General features: G+C 37.2%; 14 protein-coding genes and 1 pseudogene. 4 read left to right on the top strand and 11 right to left on the bottom strand.

The window, feature by feature from the left end:
• Nucleotides 1-4 precede the first annotated feature (4 nt).
• The 5 genes from Ami3637_RS14185 to Ami3637_RS14165 are packed head-to-tail and all read right to left on the bottom strand — an operon-like array spanning nt 5 to nt 5,842.
• On the bottom strand, nt 5-1,270 hold the full coding sequence (locus Ami3637_RS14185; protein WP_162363131.1) for a condensation domain-containing protein: 1,266 nt from the start codon (nt 1,268-1,270) through the stop codon (nt 5-7).
• 38 nt (nt 1,271-1,308) lie between these two features.
• Nucleotides 1,309-2,613: a pyrimidine-nucleoside phosphorylase gene (locus tag Ami3637_RS14180; protein WP_162363130.1), complete on the bottom strand. Its 1,305-nt coding sequence runs from the start codon at nt 2,611-2,613 to the stop codon at nt 1,309-1,311.
• A 27-nt stretch (nt 2,614-2,640) separates the two neighbouring features.
• Nucleotides 2,641-3,816, bottom strand: coding sequence for a phosphopentomutase (locus tag Ami3637_RS14175; RefSeq protein WP_162363129.1), 1,176 nt, complete (start codon nt 3,814-3,816; stop codon nt 2,641-2,643).
• Nucleotides 3,817-3,832: 16 nt separating this feature from the next.
• Nucleotides 3,833-4,528, bottom strand: coding sequence for a metallophosphoesterase (locus Ami3637_RS14170; RefSeq protein WP_162363128.1), 696 nt, complete (start codon nt 4,526-4,528; stop codon nt 3,833-3,835).
• 6 nt (nt 4,529-4,534) lie between these two features.
• The gene (locus Ami3637_RS14165) at nt 4,535-5,842 is read right to left on the bottom strand and encodes a DNA recombination protein RmuC (protein ID WP_330586665.1); all 1,308 of its coding nucleotides are present in this window, start codon (nt 5,840-5,842) and stop codon (nt 4,535-4,537) included.
• A gap of 100 nt (nt 5,843-5,942) precedes the next feature.
• On the opposite strand from Ami3637_RS14165, the gene Ami3637_RS14160 reads away from it, so the two are divergent.
• The 4 genes from Ami3637_RS14160 to ppsA all read left to right on the top strand — a co-directional run bounded on the left by Ami3637_RS14160 (nt 5,943) and on the right by ppsA (nt 11,200).
• Nucleotides 5,943-6,917, top strand: a complete 975-nt coding sequence (locus tag Ami3637_RS14160; protein ID WP_162363126.1) for a nucleoside recognition domain-containing protein — start codon at nt 5,943-5,945, stop codon at nt 6,915-6,917.
• A gap of 61 nt (nt 6,918-6,978) precedes the next feature.
• A complete protein-coding gene (locus Ami3637_RS14155) occupies nt 6,979-7,755 on the top strand; it encodes an enoyl-CoA hydratase-related protein (protein WP_162363125.1) in 777 nt (258 codons plus the stop codon).
• A 182-nt stretch (nt 7,756-7,937) separates the two neighbouring features.
• Nucleotides 7,938-8,531, top strand: a complete 594-nt coding sequence (locus Ami3637_RS14150) for a TetR/AcrR family transcriptional regulator (protein ID WP_162363124.1) — start codon at nt 7,938-7,940, stop codon at nt 8,529-8,531.
• Between the two features lie 44 nt (nt 8,532-8,575).
• Entirely contained in the window at nt 8,576-11,200 is a 2,625-nt protein-coding gene (gene ppsA / locus Ami3637_RS14145) for a phosphoenolpyruvate synthase (RefSeq protein ID WP_162363123.1), read from the top strand.
• 62 nt (nt 11,201-11,262) lie between these two features.
• Here ppsA and Ami3637_RS14140 read toward each other — a convergent pair whose 3' ends face one another.
• From Ami3637_RS14140 to Ami3637_RS14115, 6 genes and pseudogenes are all read right to left on the bottom strand, one after another.
• A complete protein-coding gene (locus Ami3637_RS14140; RefSeq protein WP_162363122.1) occupies nt 11,263-13,227 on the bottom strand; it encodes a methyl-accepting chemotaxis protein in 1,965 nt (654 codons plus the stop codon).
• A gap of 185 nt (nt 13,228-13,412) precedes the next feature.
• Entirely contained in the window at nt 13,413-14,372 is a 960-nt protein-coding gene (locus tag Ami3637_RS14135) for an SPFH domain-containing protein (protein ID WP_162363121.1), read from the bottom strand.
• Between the two features lie 36 nt (nt 14,373-14,408).
• Nucleotides 14,409-14,912, bottom strand: a complete 504-nt coding sequence (locus tag Ami3637_RS14130; RefSeq protein ID WP_243158027.1) for an NfeD family protein — start codon at nt 14,910-14,912, stop codon at nt 14,409-14,411.
• Between the two features lie 19 nt (nt 14,913-14,931).
• Entirely contained in the window at nt 14,932-15,477 is a 546-nt protein-coding gene (locus Ami3637_RS17655; RefSeq protein WP_456298131.1) for a DEAD/DEAH box helicase, read from the bottom strand.
• Nucleotides 15,478-15,555: 78 nt separating this feature from the next.
• A pseudogene (locus Ami3637_RS14120) lies at nt 15,556-17,633 on the bottom strand (DEAD/DEAH box helicase); the annotation flags it as partial.
• A gap of 566 nt (nt 17,634-18,199) precedes the next feature.
• The gene (locus Ami3637_RS14115) at nt 18,200-18,757 is read right to left on the bottom strand and encodes an HD domain-containing protein (protein WP_162363118.1); all 558 of its coding nucleotides are present in this window, start codon (nt 18,755-18,757) and stop codon (nt 18,200-18,202) included.

Here is an 18,757-nt window from a genome sequence, read left to right as displayed (position 1 = left end):
CTTGTTATTCCACTAAATTACTTCTAATTTCAACTTCCAGCCCCTGTTCAGTAAGACTTCTGTAGAAATTACGTTGTATATCTGTTTCTAAAAAAACGGACGAAAAGGTTACACTTAAATAATTTTCGTAAGTACAGGCACAAAGTTGAATCCCGCTTGTCCCTACAAATACATTTATCAGTTTAACATACGGCTTTAAAACATCTGGAAGTTCCACTTTTCCCACATTGGAAATCACTGTGGTCTCTTCCGAGTCAGAAACTCTCCTAATACTTTTAAGTATCCAATTTTTAAAAAATAAAGGTATCATGCGTATGGCTTTATGCCTTTCGAAATACATCAGCCGACTCAATCTTTTGCTTAGCTTGTCTTCCGTTAGTTCTTCCTTAAATCCATTTTTTATAGATTTTATTATGTCCGTTATTTCTCCACCGTTTTTTTCAAAATTATGAGAAACACGAATATTTCCAAAAAAATTTCTAACTGTGTCTGAGGGAAAATATTTTCTTAAGTCTACAGGAACTGTGACTACAATATCCTGATCCTCTTTGGACCTCTGCCTTTCCTTATGTATTGACTTAACCAAAAGTGCTGTTAGAAAAATTGTCAGTGAGGCGCCATATTGCTTTGCAAGCTGTATAACCTGAGTACAGTCCATAACTCCTTCAATGCATACATAAGTACCTGGAATAGTTTTATTTCCTTTAATTTTGTAGGCTTTTTGAGGTTTTAAAGAACGTTTTCTAATTTCTTTTCTATAATATTTTCTGAATCCATCCTCCATTCTTGAAGAATATGGTGCTGTGTACGGCGGCTTCAGGGCTGGATTTTCTTTAAGCTTATTATGAATCAAAATGATATAATTATAAATCAAAGCTTTTAAAAAATGAAGAGTACCTGTTCCGTCTGCCAGTACATGATAAACCTCCAGGTTAATTCTGTTCCCATAATAAGAGACATCAAAAAGTAGTCCCCGGTTATACCTGCTGAAAATGGGACTGCAGATTTCTCTGTCTTCTATGTGCACTTTTGGTACTAAGCTGCTTATCTCCAGATAATGCCAAAATACCCCACTTCTTAAAACACTTAAAAAATGCGGAAATTCTTCTGTTGTTATTTCTAGAGCTTTTTGCAATTTTTCAGGTTCTACATTCTCATAAAGCTCGCAGGAAAAACGAAATACACTAGTATTTCGTTTTCCACTGGTAGAAGGGAAAATCTTTCCTGCATTATCAAGTCTTAACCATTCTACAGTTTGTCCTTTATACATCACTTTATCTCTTTCATAAAAAATGGATTAAAAATCTATTAAATGATGATTTTCTTGATTAGTTTCTCTTTTGTCGGAGCACTTTCAGAAATGATAAAAGCTCTTTCCGCTTCTTCTTCACTTCTGGCAACTTTTTCTACATCATTCCCGTAAATTTCTGCCAGAATATCACCGGAAGATACTTTGTCTCCAACCTTTTTATAAAGATAAATACCTGCTGATAAATCTATTGTATCTTCTTTTGTAGCTCTTCCCGCTCCCGAGTGCTGTGAAGCCAGACCAATAGCTTTAGCTGCAATTTTGCTCACATAACCAGATTTATTACAAATGATTTGCTTCGTACAGGTATGCTGTGGGAATAAGCTGTAATCATTTATTACTTCAGGATTTCCTCCCTGCCCTTCAATAAATTCAGTCAGTTTTTTTAACGCCTCTCCACTCTCAAGTGCTTTTTGAGCCATTAAATAACCCTGCTCCTTGCTTTCAGCCTTATTTCCCGCATAAATCATGATTCCTGCCAGCATGAGTGAAAGTTCCGTTATATCCCCAGGGCCTTTGCCTTTCAGTGTATCTATTGCTTCTATTACTTCTAAGCTGTTTCCCACAGCCTGACCCAGAGGCTGGTTCATATCAGTTATAACGGCAATCGTTTTCTTTTTGTCTGCATTACCAATTTCAACCATCATCTCTCCTAAAATGCAGGCATCCTCAAAGCTTTCCATAAAAGCTCCATCCCCGCATTTTACGTCTAAAACGATTGCATCACTTCCGGAAGCCAGTTTTTTACTCATTATGCTGGAGGCAATCAGGCTCATGTTTCCAACTGTAGCCGTTACATCTCTTAAGGCGTAAATTTTCTTGTCAGCCGGTGCAATATGACCAGTCTGTCCTATAACAGAGAGCCCAATGTTATTTACCTGTCCCATGAATTTATCTGCATCAATTGAAGTCTGGAAGCCGGGGATAGATTCCATTTTATCAACTGTACCCCCAGTAAAACCCAGTCCTCTTCCGCTCATTTTTGCAATAGGTACTCCACATGCTGCAGCCAGAGGTGCCACAACCAGTGTAGTTTTGTCACCAACTCCGCCTGTACTGTGTTTATCAACCTTAATGCCATCTATCTCAGACAAATCAACTACATCGCCAGAGTACTTCATGGCCCGGGTCAGATTAAAAGTCTCTTCTTTATCCATTTTTTGAAAATATATAGCCATCAGCAGAGCTGACATTTGATAATCAGGTATACTTCCTTCCGTATACCCTTTTACAATATACTCTATTTCTTCCTGACTAAGCTTTCCGCCATCCCTTTTCTTACCAATAATATCATTCATATTCATTTTCTGGACCCCCTTTACTAAACGTATTTATGCTTTTATTAAAGACAGAAAGCTCTCTCCAATTTCAGTCTTTTCCGCTTCTAAGATTTCGGCAATAGTAGCACCAATATCGGCAAAAGATTCTCTTACGCCCAAATCTATTCCTTCTTTAATTTCTTTTCCATAAATAACAACAGGTATATGTTCTCTTGTATGATCCCAGCCAGTATGTACCGGATCATTTCCATGGTCCGCACAGAGAATCAGTACATCTTCATCCCCCATAGCTGCCATAATTTCCGGCAGCCTTGCGTCAAAAGCCTCAATGGCCTTACCATATCCTTTTACATCCCTTCTATGTCCAAACTTTGAATCGAAATCCACAAGATTAGTAAATATAAAACCATCAAAATCCTTCTCTAATGCCTGTATGGTTTTATCTACTCCATCCATGTTATCTTCTGTATGTACAGAAGTGGTCACACCCTGCCCATTAAAAATGTCGCTGATTTTTCCCACTGTATAAACGGTTTTTCCTGTGGCCTTTACTTTATCCAGAACAGTCTTTCCACTTGGTGAAACTGCATAATCTCTTCTTTCAGAAGTCCTGGTCCGCTTTCCTTCACTATCAATAATATAAGGTCTTGCTATAACTCTTCCGCAAGCCACGTCACCAACCAGCATTTTTCTTGCGATTTCACAAATTTCATATAGCCTGTTAAGTGGAATAACCGCTGTATTGGCTGCAATCTGAAACACACTGTCAGCAGAAGTATAGACGATAGGTTTTCCAGTAGACTCATGTTCAGGTCCTAAGTCTTCAATAATTTCCGTACCCGATGCAGCATAATTTCCCAGAGTTTCGATTCCGATAGCCTTTTCATACGCCTTCATAAATTCTTCAGGAAAGCCGTCTGGATATGTTTTAAACGGTATTTCAGTATAGAGTCCCGCTATTTCCCAATGTCCTGTAATGGTATCTTTGCCCTTGGATTTCTCTCTTAGCTTACCAAAAGCCCCTGCTGGTGCTTCCACAGTCAGCCGTCCCCCTGCTGCACCCTGAATGTTTCCAAATCCCAGTTTTCTTAAATGGGGGATATTAAAGCTTTCCATATTGTCCGCAATGTGTCCCAGTGTATCTGCGCCCTTATCTCCGTAGCTTTCTGCATCTGCAAGTTCACCTACACCGAGACTATCTAAGACGATTAATGTTACTCTTTTCATTTTCGCACTCTCCTTTTTATATTATTTGAAGCGGCTTACATTGCAGATAATCCAGGGATACCAGATTATACTCCACTCCATTCATAACACCTTTATACCCGTTTTTATATCCTTCTTTTCCATGCAGATGTCCATAAACGACTTTCTCTGCTCCATATTTTGAGAATAATTCCGTAAATCCTGAGTTCTGCATCCTATCATTGGTAGGAGGATAATGAAGCATTCCCATTATTTTTTTAAACCCGGATTTTTCTGCTGCTGATAAAGAGAATTCCAGCCTTAACAGCTCTCTTTCATAAATTTTATTGTCATGAGGGCCAAATTCATCACTGCCGGGACATACCCAGCCGCGACTGCCACAAATAGCTATTTCCCCTGCAGCATAAAAATCATTTTGAAGGAAAGTTATATCTTCATAAAGCTTATTTAACTTGCCTATCCCAGTCCACCAAAGATCATGGTTTCCCTTTGTGATTATTTTTTTCCCAGGCAAATTATGAATCCAGTCCAAGTCTGCCAGAGCTTCTTCCTTTTTCAAGGCCCATGAAATATCCCCTGGTATCAGGACTATGTCGTCCATTGTAATTGTTTCTTCCCAGTTTTCCTTTAACTTATCCGTATGATTCACCCACTGCCCTCCATAAATGTCCATGGGTTTCTCCACACGTTCATCAAAGGATAAATGTAAATCCGCAATAGCAAAAATTCTCATCTACGTTTATTCCTCTTCTTCATTATTTAAATATCCGATTAAATTGCCAGATTCTAAATCCAATATTGAAGTGCTCTCCAGTTCATTTAAACCAGTAATTCCTCTGAGTTTTCTCTGAATGCTTCTGGTTCTGGTTCCAATCAGTTTATCTAATTCAGCATTTGCCTGATTTATTCTCTGCTGTGTTGCTTCTAAAACGCTACCAAATTTATCAAATTCTGTTTTTACAGCCCCTAAAATATCCCAGACCTGACTGGAATGTTTTTGTATAGCCAGAGTCTTGAATCCCATCTGCAGACTGTTAAGAAGTGCTGCCATAGTAGTAGGTCCTGCAATATTAATTTTATACTCTCTCTGAAGTACCTCCACAAGCCCTCTTCTGACCACTTCTGCATAAAGGCCTTCAAAAGGTAAAAACATGATAGCAAAATCAGTGGTTGCTGGAGGCTCAACATATTTTTCATGAATATCTTTTGCAGCCTTTTTTATTGCTCTTTCCAGACCCTTTGCTGCTTCGTCAATTTCCAGAGTATTTCCCGAATCATAGGCATCAACAAGTTTATTATATGCATCTGCTGGAAATTTAGCATCAATAGGTAAGTAAACCACCCCATCCTGATCTCCTGGAAGCTTAATGGCAAACTCTACTCTTTCCGTCCCGCTGCTTTTCGTTCTTATATTTTCTTCATACTGGTCTTTAGATAAAATCTGCTCTAATATGGCTCCCAGTTGAATCTCTCCCAGAATTCCTCTGGTCTTAACATTTGATAAAACTTTCTTCAGGTCTCCTACTCCAGAAGCTAAGGTCTGCATTTCTCCCAGACCTTTATATACCTGTTCCAGCCTCTCACTTACCAGTTTAAAAGATTGACTTATCCGGTCTTCCAGAGTTTTCTGCAATTTTTCATCCACAGTATTTCTCATCTTTTCCAGTTGTCTGTTATTTTCTTCCTGTAATGCAGCCAGTCTTGTTTCCATGGTTTTACGGATGTTTTCAAGTTTATGTTCATTTAGCATAGTCATGTCATTAAACTGTCTGTTCAGCTGTGCCAGTCTCATATCCTGCGCTTCTGCAGACTCCTTCTGGTTTCCTGCCACCATGTCTCCCATGGCTTTAAAGCTGCTTTGAATAAACTGCAGAGTCTCCTGTCTGGTGGATTTTATTTCGTTTAACAGTTCCATCCTGATCTGGTTTATATCTTTATCTGATTTTTCTTTTATATGTAAGGTTTGTCCTTTCATTGATAAATATAATATTATATTTACCCCTATTATACACAGGCTCATAAATACAATCAGTGCAAAAATTGTCATGGAATTCATAAATATATCCGCCCTTCTTATTCTGCAATCAGCACATTGTGCATATTTTCTATATAAGTATACCACAATATGGGAGGTTTAAAAACCTAAAATGAATATGACAAATGACGTGTATTCTCTTATTTCATACATTCTTTATGGTGATTTTGGATTGTTTACAATCGTACCGTATTTTTTATTTAAAATTTTATTTCCAATTATAACATCTTTTTATCTTTTGCAATTATTTCTGGTGGAATCGAATTTATTAAAAATTTTATCCTTTAAAATGGACAGAAGGTTAAATAAATTAGGTCTTTCCTCAAATACATTACTGCCCCTTCTTCTGGGATTCGGTTGTGTTACTGTGGCATTAGGTGCTTTACAGCTGACAGGTAATGCCCGTGAAAGAAGAATTGCTCAAATCCTTCTTTGCCTGATTATTCCATGTTCTGCCCAGTTAGTCATCAATACAGTATTAGTTTTTCAGACCAGTAAAAAGTATTTATTGGCTTATATTGTAATCATCTCTCTTATATTTTTAATAATAAGTTACCTGTTGAATTTACTGTTTCCTGGAGATTGTCATTCTCAACGCAATTGCTCTCATAAATATAAGTGTCGTTATTATTTTATGGTTCCCAAGCTTCTGCCCCTACTCTGTCAGTCTGTTCGCAGCAGTATCAGTTTTTTAGTGGAAACCGCAGTACCCTTTGCTGTTGGAAATATAATTGTTTCCATTCTTTATTATTTTGGACTGATACATAAGCTTTGTATTTTTACAGCACCTGTGTTTTGTAACTTTTTAAAACTACCAGCAGAATCAGCAGCTATATTTATTCTAAGTATTATAAAAAAAGATTTAGGGGCAGCCAGCCTTTTAGCCTTATTTTCCAATGGAGGTTTCACAGAACCCCAGATATTTATATGTACAGTAATGCTTACTTTATTTGTGCCCTGCCTGGCCTCAATGATTATTTTATTCAAACATGAAAAGAAAATCATTTGTATTTCTGTCTGGTTTTTGTGTATAATTATGTCACTAATCCTTGGGAAAATATTATCTATCTTGTTAATATTGCCATAATACAACCAAAGTGTTATGATGGTTGTATAAAATATATCACAGATGAAAGGGAGTTTTTACTATGTACGAAAGCTTAAAATTTGAGGTAAAAGATAAAATTGCATTTATTACGATTAACCGTCCTCAGGCAATGAATGCATTGAATATGGATGTTTTGAACGAACTTTATGCTGCATTTACTGAAGTTGAAACAAACAATGATATTTGTTCAGCTATTTTAACTGGTGAAGGAAAAGCCTTTGTAGCTGGAGCAGATATTGCCCAGATGCATTCTCTTGATGCCATTGAAGGCAGAAACATGATGATTTTAGGTCATAAGCTCATGAATTACATGGAAAGCATTGAAAAACCAATTATCGCTGCGGTAAATGGTTTTGCTCTTGGCGGAGGATGCGAACTTGCCATGGCTTGTGACATCCGAATTGCTTCAGAAAAAGCTAAATTTGGTCAGCCTGAAGTAAACCTTGGTATCATTCCTGGTTTTGGCGGAACACAGAGACTTCCAAGACTTGTTGGAAAAAGCATGGGAAAATATTTGATTATGACTGCAGAAATGATTACTGCTGACGAAGCTTACAGAATTGGCCTTGTTGAAAAAATGGTTCCACCGGAAGAACTGATGGCAACTGCAGAAAAAATTGCTAAAACGATTATGTCAAAAGCCCCTATAGCGATTGCAGCTGCAAAGACTGCCATAAATAATGGTTACGGTCTTGATATGAAAACTGCCAGTGCTATGGAAATTGAAGCCTTTACAGCTCCTTTTGCATCCCAGGATAAAACAGAAGGTATGAGTGCTTTCCTTGAAAAGAGAGAAGCAAAATTCCAGAAGAAATAGAACAGACAATAAAATCAGATAAATTAAAATGCTATGGATTTATTATGAAATCACATAGCATTTTTTATTGGAGTTGTGCCATATCTGCAACATCCCCTTAAAAATTTCTCTTGAAATTATGACTACCCGGTCATATAATATAAATATGACCAGCTGGTCACGTATGTAAATAGGAGGACAAAATGCCAAAACTCACATTTAACAACTTAAGTACGGACAAAAAACAAAGGATCTTTGATGCTGCGGTTTTAGAATTTTCATCTAAACCTTTCAAAGATGCATCCATCAACCAGATTATTAAAAAAGCACAAATACCTAAGGGTAGCTTTTACCAGTATTTTGAAGATAAAGAGGATCTCTATCTGTATATGATGAAAAGAATTGAGGCAGAAAAGCGGGATATCATTGAACATGCAGCCATCAATCGGGATGCAGATATCTTTGAAATTCTTACGGAGCAGATAAAAGTTTCTTTTCAATGGGCAATGCTCAGACCTGATTATGGACGCATTGGTATACTTATGTGGCGTGATGACAGCGAATTTCTCATAAAATTCCGTTCTAAAACCATTGAGACATTGAAAAAATATATAGACAGGGATAAGAAATCCGGTCTTATTAAGCAGGAAGCTGACTCGGATTTGATTTCTGATATGCTTATTACGCTCATTTTAAATGAAAGCTTCTTTGCTGGGCTTGATGAAGAAAAGTACTTTAGCAAACTTAAAGGAGTTATAGAAATATTAAAAAATGGAGTTACTATATCATGTGAATAAACTCTGTTTGCTGGCTTGGCCAATGAATGAATGGAGGTCTTTTTATGAAGCCATATGTATTAACTTTCCAGGAAATTGATAAAAACCAACTTCCTGTAGCAGGAGGAAAAGGCTCAAATCTTGGAGAACTGTCAAAGCTAAAAGGCATAAGGGTTCCCCCCGGATTTTGTGTTACAACTGAAGCCTATAAAAATGTTGTTAACAATAACCAGGAGTTGGACCCACTGATTAGTCAGTTGTATACTCTCAAAGCTGACGACAGAGAGAAAATCAGCAATATAAGCATGAAGATTCGTTCCATCATTGAGGGAATAGCCATCCCCCCAGACATGGAACAGGAACTTACAGAAATCCTTTCCATATATGGAGAAAATAATGCTTACGCTGTTCGTTCCAGCGCCACAGCAGAAGATTTGCCTACTGCATCTTTTGCGGGGCAACAGGACACCTTTTTAAACATTAAAGGAAAAGATGCTCTTATGCATCATATCAGTAAGTGCTGGGCCTCTCTTTTTACTGACCGTGCTGTAACTTATCGTATTCAAAATAAGTTTGACCATCGTAAAGTTTTTCTGGCTGTTGTTATTCAGAAAATGATTTTTCCAGAAGCATCTGGAATCATGTTTACTGCGGATCCTGTAACATCTAACAGAAAAGTATTATCAATCGATGCAAGTTTTGGACTTGGTGAGGCTTTAGTATCCGGTCTTGTTAATGCCGACATCTATAAAGTACGGGAACACACTATCCTCCACAAAAAGATATCCCATAAGAAACTGTCCATATACAGTTTACCCGGCGGAGGAACTGAAGAAAAAGAAATTGAAAGTCATAAACAGAATGCACAGACACTTAGCGACCACCAGATATTAAAACTTGAATACCTTGGAAGAAACATTGAAGCATATTTTGGTTGCCCTCAGGATATCGAATGGTGCCTTTATAAGGAAGAGTTTTACATTGTTCAAAGCCGTCCAATTACTACTTTATATCCGGTTCCTAAAGCCAATGACAAGGATAATCATGTTTACTTGTCCTTTGGGCACAGACAGATGATGACGGAAGCAATGAAGCCATTAGGACATTCCTTCTTTAACGCCTTTTTTGTTCTGGTCTCTGGCACGCCCATGACAGAAGCCGGGGATAGATTATTTATGGATGTTTCTCACGAAATGAAATCCCCTTTCATGAGTAAATCATTCTGCAAAAGTCTTGGTGTTGTTGATGTATTAATGCAGAAGGCTTTCCAGAATCTATTAACAAGAAAGGATTATGTTAAATCCCTTCATAAAGGAAAAACCATGATGTTGGAACCTGCAGTCTGGTTAAGCTGGGGTATTGATACATTTAAAACATACATGAAAAATGACCCTGGTGACATGGAAAAATTAATGGCACAATATGCAGCTGTTTTAGAAAATAAAGAGAACATTATGAAAAAGTTATCCGGGGATGAGTTGTTTCAATTCTTAGAGAAAGATTTTAAGGATATGAAAAATATGATCTTTAAAAGCTATCGATATTCTTTTGCTGGTGCCTATGCTTCCAGCTGGCTGAATAGAAATATTTTAAAATGGCTGGGAGAAAAAAATGTGGCTGATACTCTTGCCCAATCGGTTTCCAATAATGTGACCTCTGAAATGGGTCTGGCTCTTCTGGATGTGGCTGATGTGATTCGACAATATCCTGAAGTTCAGGAATGCCTTACCACTGCAAACAATGAAAATCTCTTTGAAGATCTGGATAAATTAAAGGGTGGAAAAGAATCAGCAAACGCAATTAAAGCCTTTTTAAGAAAATACGGCATGAGATGCTCTGCAGAAATTGATATAACCAGAACAAGATGGAATGAAAACCCTGCCATACTTATTCCAATCATTCTCAGTAATATAAAATCTTTTGAACCGGGTGCTCATACCTTAAAATTCCAGGAAGGACTAAATGAAGCCCTAAGAAAGGAAAAAGAAATTTTATTGAGACTTGAAAAGATATCCGGAGGAAAAAGCAAAATAAGGAAAACAAGGAAGATGATCAGTGTTTTACGTAATTTCGTTGGTTATCGTGAATACAATAAGTACATTATGGTATGGTATTTTTGGATTATTAAACAGGCCTTCATGCAAGAGGCTGATAGATTGGTGCAAAATCATACAATAAAAAACCGTGATGATATTCACTATTTAACTTATGATGAATTACGTCAAGTTATAAAAACAAATTCTGTAGATTATGAACAGATTAAAAGAAGAAAAGAAGACTATGAACTATTCTCTAAACTTACGCCCCCGCGACTGATAACATCAGATGGGGAAATCATATCCGGGGAATATGATACCGGAAATATTCCAAAAGGTGCCATAGCAGGTGTTCCCGTATCCTCGGGCACAGTAGAAGGCCGTGCAAGAGTTTTATTAAAGCTTGAAGATGCCCATATTGAAGAAGGGGATATTCTTGTTACCACATTTACTGATCCTAGCTGGACCCCGGTTTTTGTATCTATTAAGGGATTAGTAACTGAAGTTGGTGGAATGATGACCCATGGTGCCGTTGTAGCACGTGAATATGGTCTTCCTGCTATTGTAGGAATAGATAACGCTACAAAATTAATCAAAGACGGACAAAAAATCCGGATTAACGGTACAGAAGGCTATATTGAAATACTGGGATAAGGGCATTTATGCATTAAAATACCATGGAGTACTCCATGGTATTTTAATGTGATTTGATAGTATTATCTTAATTGAAATTTTTCTACCAGACTTTTTAGCATCTGTGCCTGTGCATTGAGTTCTTCGCTTGTAGCTGCACTTTCTTCTGCTGTTGCTGAGTTAGTCTGTACTACGGAAGCAATCTGATCAACCCCCTGGGTTACCTGATTTATTGAATCAGCCTGTTCCACAGATCCATCCGTGATTTTATTTATCTGTTCAGTGACTCCCCCTACCTTTTCCACAATGACTTCAAGAGATTTAGCTGTATCATCTGCAGTTTCCATACCATTTTTAACTGCTGACACAGCGCTTTCTATTAAGGCTGTTGTATTCTGAGCAGCCTCTGCCGACTTCTGAGCCAGATTACGTACTTCGTCTGCAACTACTGCGAACCCTTTCCCTGCCTGTCCCGCACGAGCGGCTTCAACAGCAGCATTTAAAGCCAGTATATTAGTCTGGAAAGCAATATCTTCTATTGTTTTTATTATTTTTCCAATTTCTCCGGAGGTTTCAGATATTTCATTCATAGCACGGACCATTTCCAACATATGATGGTTACCATTCTGAACCTCACTTCCAGTTTCTTTTGAAATCTGGTTTGCGAACTTTGAAATGTCAGCGTTGCCAGCCACCTTATCTGAAATCTCTGTAATAGTGGCTGATAATTCCTCGATACTGCTTGCCTGTTCCATAGTTCCCTGAGAAAGTGCCTGAGCGCCTGCCGACATTTGTTCAGCTCCTGCAGCCACCTGTTCCGCCGCCTGATTGATTTGGTCTAAAGTTTGATTCAGGTCATTAAATACGCTTTCCAATGACCGTTGTAATTGGGCAAAGTCGCCAGGATATGTTACCATAGATACCATGGTTAAATCACCATTGGCAATTCCCGCAAGCTGTCTTGCCAAATCTGAAATAATATCATTTAAGTCTTTTACGATCTTCCCGGTTGCCCCAGCTAATATACCGGTTTCATCACTGGTAGTTATTTCAGGTATATCAGACTTAAGATCTCCTTCAGCCAGTTGTGTTAAACGCTTTGTACAAGCCATAATCGGATTTGAAATTTTATTGGCTACTTTCAATGCTATCAATACTGATACAAGCATTGCAAGGGTTAATAAAATAACTGTAGCTATAACAGACTGCGTGGTTGCTGCCATAAAATCTTTCACCGGAGCTGTAATTCCTAAAGTCCAGCCTTCACGACTCTTTATTGGTTCATAAGCCAGAATCTGCTTTACTCCATGAATTTTATATGTATCAAAACCAGCCTTTCCTTCTTTCATTTTTACATGTAAGTCTGCCAGTTCCTGAAGGCTTTTATCTGTTTTAGCCATTTTTTCTATGTTTTCATTATTTTTAATGGCTTCTAAACTAACATCCGCTACCGTATCCCCTGAGTCATCAATAATGTACGCTTGAGAATTTTTGCTTATATTTATGGATGCCATAATGTCATTTAAAAAGGTTTCTTTAGGAACAAAATAAACAACACCTACTACTTTTGTTCCTGGAACCCCGGACTCCCAAAGAGGTGCAGCTATTATAACTGTAAGCTCTCCTGTTATTTTACTTACAATAGGCTTGGAAATAAAGGGACTCCCCTCCATGGCCACTTTAAAATATTCTCTATCGCTATAATCATTTCCATCAAAAATACTCTTACCACTACTATCCAGTATATTTCCTCGCTGAAATCCATAGGTTTTAGTTCTCTGATCAATAATACTTTTCTTGTCTGCAATGGGAGTTTCAGGCTTAGCCAGTCTGGCAATACTACCAGCTTCCGTTGCGATATTCTGATATGCAACCAGTTCTTTTGATACACGGTCAGATGCCAGACCAGCAGATTCCTTCATAATCTGTTCCAGCAAACTCATCGTACTGTTATAATTCAAAAATACAGAAGTTCCTCCAACTAGTATAAGAGAAACTGACACCAAAAGTATGATTGCCGTAAGTATTTTGCATTTTATGCTTTTCATAGGCTACCTCCAAACTTCAGTAAAAAATTTACTATCAATTAATATTCTTACAATAGCATAATCCAAACATTTCCACAACAAAATTCGACATTGTCTTCCATATTTTTTCAATATCCCGCATATAGGTTTTATTTATAAAAAAACGGTATAGCTTTACGCTATACCGCCTATTTACCATTAATAAATTATTTATTTATTAACTTATTCTTTTCTCCGTTTTTATCATCCTTCACCAGCTCTGCAAAAGAGGTTGCCATTCCGGCAATGCCCTGAATATCGGACGGGATAATAATTTTTGTTGCCCTTCCATCAGCAGCTGCTGCGAAAGCATCCATACTCTTAATAGCCAGAACTTCTTTACTAGGAGCGGATTCTACTAACATTTTAATTCCATCAGCCGTTGCCTGCTGAACCATACGAATTGCTTCTGCTTCACCTTCCGCTGCCCTGATAGCTGCCTGTTTTTTAGCCTCTGCATCTAAAATTACTGCCTGCTTTTGTGCTTCTGCTTCCAAAATAACAGATTCTTTGTGACCCTCTGCTATAAGAACCGCAGACTTCTTTTCACCTTCTGCACGAAGAATGGCTTCTCTTCTTTCTCTTTCTGCCCTCATCTGCTTTTCCATAGCTACCTGAATATCTTTTGGTGGAGTAATGTTCTTTACTTCCACACGATTAATCTTAATGCCCCATGCATCTGTTGCTTCATCTAGTACTAATCTGATTTTTCCGTTAATATGTTCACGGCTTGTAAGTGTTCCGTCAAGCTCAAGTTCACCAATGATGTTTCGAAGCGTGGTTGCTGTTAAATTTTCAATAGCAGCCATTGGATTTTCAACACCATAAGTATAAAGTTTAGGATCAGTAATCTGATAATATACAACCGTATCTATTTCCATGGTAACATTATCTTTTGTGATAACCGGCTGAGGCGGGAAATCAATAACATGCTCTTTTAAAGATACTTTTCTTGAAATCTTATCGATCAGAGGTATTTTAAAATGAAGTCCTACCTGCCATGTAGCACTGTATGCTCCCAGCCTTTCCACTACATACGCCCTTGCCTGGGGTACAACCCGAATATTGGTTACCAACAAAAAAATAATGATAATGATTAATAATAACCCTGCGATATAACTAAACATAATTTTCCTCCCTAATTTAAACCCTTAACCAGATTTTTATTTATTTTCTGTATGCTGCTCTGCAGGCGTAACCACCAATTTCACACCTTCAATTCTGCTTACAATGACCTTCGTGTTCTGATAAATTACAAGTTCTCTGTTTTCCGCAATAGCAGTCCACTCGTTTCCCTCTAGCTTTACCTGTCCCGTGGAAAAAGCCTCTATTTGTTTTGTGACAAATCCTATTTTTCCAATCAGGGCATCGGAATTTGTCTTTTCAACCCCAACATTCAGTTTTCTTTGTACGATTGGTCTTGTAAAATACAAAAGTACAACGGAAACGATAAAAAACAATGCAAACTGAACTCCCAGCGGAGCACCGATCATAGCTACTAATGCTGCGACTACAGCACCGCCGCAAAACCAAATCGTAGTAAGTCCCATAGTCAAAGCTTCTATAATTCCAAGCACTATAGCAACAATTACCCATATTAAAGGCCAGTTTCCTGCAATAAATTCTATCCCAAACATAACGTCATTTTTCCCCCTTCGATGCAGCATTTTACTTATTATACCATAACTACTCTAATAACTCCATCAAATATTTTCCAGATAGATGGGCTATCAGATTCTCATTTTCAGTAATCACTGCTTCTGCTAAATCCTTTTTACTTTCCTGAAGTTTTAATATTTTTTCTTCAATGGTATCTTCTGCAATAATCTTATATACCTGAAGATTTTTCTGCTGTCCTATTCTGTGAGCTCTGTCTGTTGCCTGGTTCTGCGCCGCAAAGTTCCACCATGGATCATAATGAATCACCACATCAGCAGCAGTCAGATTTAATCCTGTTCCTCCTGCCTTAAGAGAAATCAAAAATACTTTTACAGGGTCATCCTCATTGTCTTCTATTTCATTGGACTCATTATTAAATGCCTCCGCCAACTGTGCACGTTTTTCCTTTGTAGTGCTGCCAGTAAGCTTATAATATAGTATTTTGTTTTTTTTCAGTTCATATTCAATAATTTCCAACATGGATGTAAACTGTGAAAACACTAGCACTTTATGCTCTCCAGATACAGCTTCTTCTATTATTTCCATGCAGGCATCCAGCTTGCTGCTCCCCATCTTATACTCTTCATAACATAAGGAAGGATGACAGCATACTTGTCTTAACCTGGTTAATAGTGCCAGAATAGCGATCTTATTTGATTCAAACCCACCTTCTTTTATTTCTTTACCAATTTCCAGTTTAGCTCTTGCCAGATTTGCCTTATATAACTTTTGTTGTTCCCCTTCAAGCTTTGCATATATAACAGTTTCTGTTTTTTCTGGAAGTTCCTTCAATACATTTCGTTTTAAACGCCTTAACATAAAAGGAGCCACCTGTCTCCTGAGGGATTCCATTTTTTCTTCATCCCTGTCCCTAACTATGGCCATTTCATATTTTCTTTAAATTTATTGTATGAATACAGGTATTGAGGCATAAGGAAATCAAAGATACTCCAAAGCTCACTTAACCGATTTTCGATTGGAGTTCCAGTCAGTGCAAATCTTTGTATGCTTTTTATTAATTTAACTGCTTTGGCATTTTGCGTAGATGAATTCTTAATATACTGGGCTTCATCAATTATACAGAAATCAAACTGCATTTTCTGATAATGTTCCAAATCTCTTCTAAGCAAATCATAAGAGGTCAATAGTACGGTTTCCCTGCTGGCACTTTTTATAAGTTTTTTTCTTTCACTGGCAGTACCTATAACGGACAGTACGTTAATTTGTGAGGCAAATTTATAAATTTCTCTTTGCCAGTTTAAAACCAGTGAGGCCGGTGAAATAATTACAGCAAGGATTTGGATCTGATTTTCACTATTTATATCATTGCATAAACTATCACGCATCTCAGAATAAATCGTCTCACGTGCGTCTTCTAAAAGGGAAATCACCTGCAAGGTTTTTCCCAGACCCATTTCATCAGCCAGTATACCGCAAAATCCATATTTCGTCATGGTTTTGAGCCATTGAAAACCTTCCTTTTGATAATCTCTTAAAACACCCAGGAGACTTTCCGGAATAGGATGATCACTGTCCTCAATAGCACTCATCCCCCGTATAAGGCTTTTAAAATGGCCATCTCTGTCAAACTTTATACTCTTGGAATTTTTCAATGTACTGTTTAAAAGTAACGATTTATATTTTGGTAATTCAAAACTACCCTTTTCCAGATCACTTTTTATAATTCCGAAATCATCTACAAATGAAAGCAATTCAGCAAATTCATTGTTATTTAAGTCTACAAATCCTCCGTCTTTCATCCGGTAATATTTCTTTTTATGCCTGTAGTGTTCCAGCGCTCCCATAAGTTCTGCTATGGGGAACTGCTCTAAATCAAAATCCAGTTTTAATAAGTCACTTTCAAGTTTTACTCCAACAGATGCCTTCGGGAGAACTGCATTCCCTATCCTTCTGTATTTTTCGGTAGTGAAAACACTTCCTATTTTAGTAAGTCCTTTGGCAGCAACATGTACAAATTCATAAATTCTCTCATCATTCCCTGCAAAATATAAAATTCCGGATTTTCTTTCATATCCATCAAAATATTTAGTAAGTACTATTTTAGCCCTGTCTTCCAATATCAGATCTCTGACCGTTCTGGCCCCTTCAAGGGCTTTTTCCGTCTGCCCTCCTGCCCAGGTTTCAAAGACCTGCTCATTAGACATAATATCAAAAACCACCCCTTCTCCGTATTCACATAACAGTTTTGAAGTTATGGTATCATTACTTGGACAATCCAGATAAATTTTTATTCTGCCTTTATCTGGCATAAAGCTCTTAAGAATTTCTTCACCAGAAAAAATTTCTACATATTCTCGAATCTGCCCCATCACATTAGAAAAAAAAGAATTCATATCTTTTTCTGCCAGACATATTTTACCATCCCCTGCATTTAAAATTTCTATAAAACTTTTCATTTTCTCTGTAAATTCATTGTTTGTCTGCCAGAGTTCACAATCATCTGCAATATAAAGGTGCTCTTTTCCCACCATAAAGTCAAACTGGGGGCTTTTAACAAGATATTCTTTTAAAGAAGTCTGTTCAACAGAAATCTGTATTTTAGGGGTATATTCAATTATTTTATAAGAAGCTTCCCGTTTCTTTTTCCATGTATCTTTATCTTCGCTATAAGTATACCTTCCCTTCATATACTCATAACCTGTTATATTTATTTCCTGGTCTTTTAAAATATCTATCAGTATATCTAAGTTTTTAGGGCCTATTCTCATGTATCTTTTGGTATTATCATATCCAAAATTACTGTCATAATAGCTGTCACTCCGGTAGCTCTCAATTTCATTATATCTATCCATAATATAAGATACCAAGGGTTTAGACACATCATCAAACATGGATAGATGATGTGTCAGTGTAAGCTCTTTTCCATAAGATACGGTTTCTTCTCTGTACATATTTTCGCAAAAGTTCTTAATATTTTTAACTACATACTGCTTTTTTCTTCCTACGGTAAAGGACAGTTCAACTGTATTTCTGCCTATAGTAAGCTTTGGAATCAAGTGAGCAGGCTCCACTTGGTTTATGGTTGCCTCTACGTCTATTATATTTTTATGAGAGTACAGATCAATCAGTCGTAGAGCATTTCTGTCTGATAGAAGATTCCTGTTATTCCCTTTTTCCCCAAAGTTATTATTTGATTTCATTGTTGTCTTTCCTTTTTTATAATAATGAAAATTAAACATAATATTTACAAGCTCAATAAAAAAATTACTTATAAAACTTTATTATGCTATAAGTAATCTTTTTTATCATAAATTGTCAGCGTTTTTATAGGCCTCTAATATGTTTTTAACTCTCTATATAATTGTATAAATTGCGCTTCAATCTGACTATGGGGCACTTCATCTTCAGCAATGGAAATATGCATTTCAGGTTCCTTCTTAAAAAGCAGGTCTCCGTGCAGCAGCTTAAATTCATGATATAACATGCAACTGTCTATTTCCTTTATAATTGCAGCCTCTTCTTCATCTGGTGTTTCCACATCCAAGGCTTTTAAGACTGTAGCCTGTAATGCGTTTTCATAATCTTTATACGCATTTAACTGGATTTTTAGCGGTGTAATCACATCTCCTATATAGGCTTCTGATGCATCATGCAACAGGCAGTGAAGCTGGATTTTTTCTGAATGTCCCCGTTCTCTGGCCTCCAGTGCACAATTTATAGAATGCTGTGCTACAGAAAAAAATATCTTTAAATGCCCATTTGCCCTGCATATTAATGATAAGGCATGGGCCACATCTCCAATTGTTATATCTTGCTCTGCTGCTCGTGTTGGATTAAACTTTCTTTTATAATATGTAGTTACAAAACTCCTGTCAATATTTCCGTCAAACAT

The organism is Aminipila terrae, assembly GCF_010120715.1.
Taxonomy (GTDB): Bacteria; Bacillota; Clostridia; order Peptostreptococcales; family Anaerovoracaceae; genus Aminipila; species Aminipila terrae.
The sequence above is the reverse complement of the archived record's forward strand: the minus strand, read 5'-3'. Positions and strand labels throughout refer to the sequence as shown.

Coding starts and splice junctions, on each gene's coding strand:
- Ami3637_RS14170 (WP_162363128.1), bottom strand. CDS start 4,528: ATGAGAATTTTTGCTATTGCGGATTTACATTTATCCTTTGATGAACGT.
- Ami3637_RS14180 (WP_162363130.1), bottom strand. CDS start 2,613: ATGAATATGAATGATATTATTGGTAAGAAAAGGGATGGCGGAAAGCTT.
- Ami3637_RS14160 (WP_162363126.1), top strand. CDS start 5,943: ATGAATATGACAAATGACGTGTATTCTCTTATTTCATACATTCTTTAT.
- Ami3637_RS14140 (WP_162363122.1), bottom strand. CDS start 13,227: ATGAAAAGCATAAAATGCAAAATACTTACGGCAATCATACTTTTGGTG.
- Ami3637_RS14165 (WP_330586665.1), bottom strand. CDS start 5,842: ATGACAATTTTTGCACTGATTGTATTTATGAGCCTGTGTATAATAGGG.
- Ami3637_RS17655 (WP_456298131.1), bottom strand. CDS start 15,477: ATGGGGAGCAGCAAGCTGGATGCCTGCATGGAAATAATAGAAGAAGCT.
- ppsA (WP_162363123.1), top strand. CDS start 8,576: ATGAAGCCATATGTATTAACTTTCCAGGAAATTGATAAAAACCAACTT.
- Ami3637_RS14155 (WP_162363125.1), top strand. CDS start 6,979: ATGTACGAAAGCTTAAAATTTGAGGTAAAAGATAAAATTGCATTTATT.
- Ami3637_RS14175 (WP_162363129.1), bottom strand. CDS start 3,816: ATGAAAAGAGTAACATTAATCGTCTTAGATAGTCTCGGTGTAGGTGAA.
- Ami3637_RS14130 (WP_243158027.1), bottom strand. CDS start 14,912: ATGCTGCATCGAAGGGGGAAAAATGACGTTATGTTTGGGATAGAATTT.
- Ami3637_RS14115 (WP_162363118.1), bottom strand. CDS start 18,757: ATGTTTGACGGAAATATTGACAGGAGTTTTGTAACTACATATTATAAA.
- Ami3637_RS14150 (WP_162363124.1), top strand. CDS start 7,938: ATGCCAAAACTCACATTTAACAACTTAAGTACGGACAAAAAACAAAGG.
- Ami3637_RS14185 (WP_162363131.1), bottom strand. CDS start 1,270: ATGTATAAAGGACAAACTGTAGAATGGTTAAGACTTGATAATGCAGGA.
- Ami3637_RS14135 (WP_162363121.1), bottom strand. CDS start 14,372: ATGTTTAGTTATATCGCAGGGTTATTATTAATCATTATCATTATTTTT.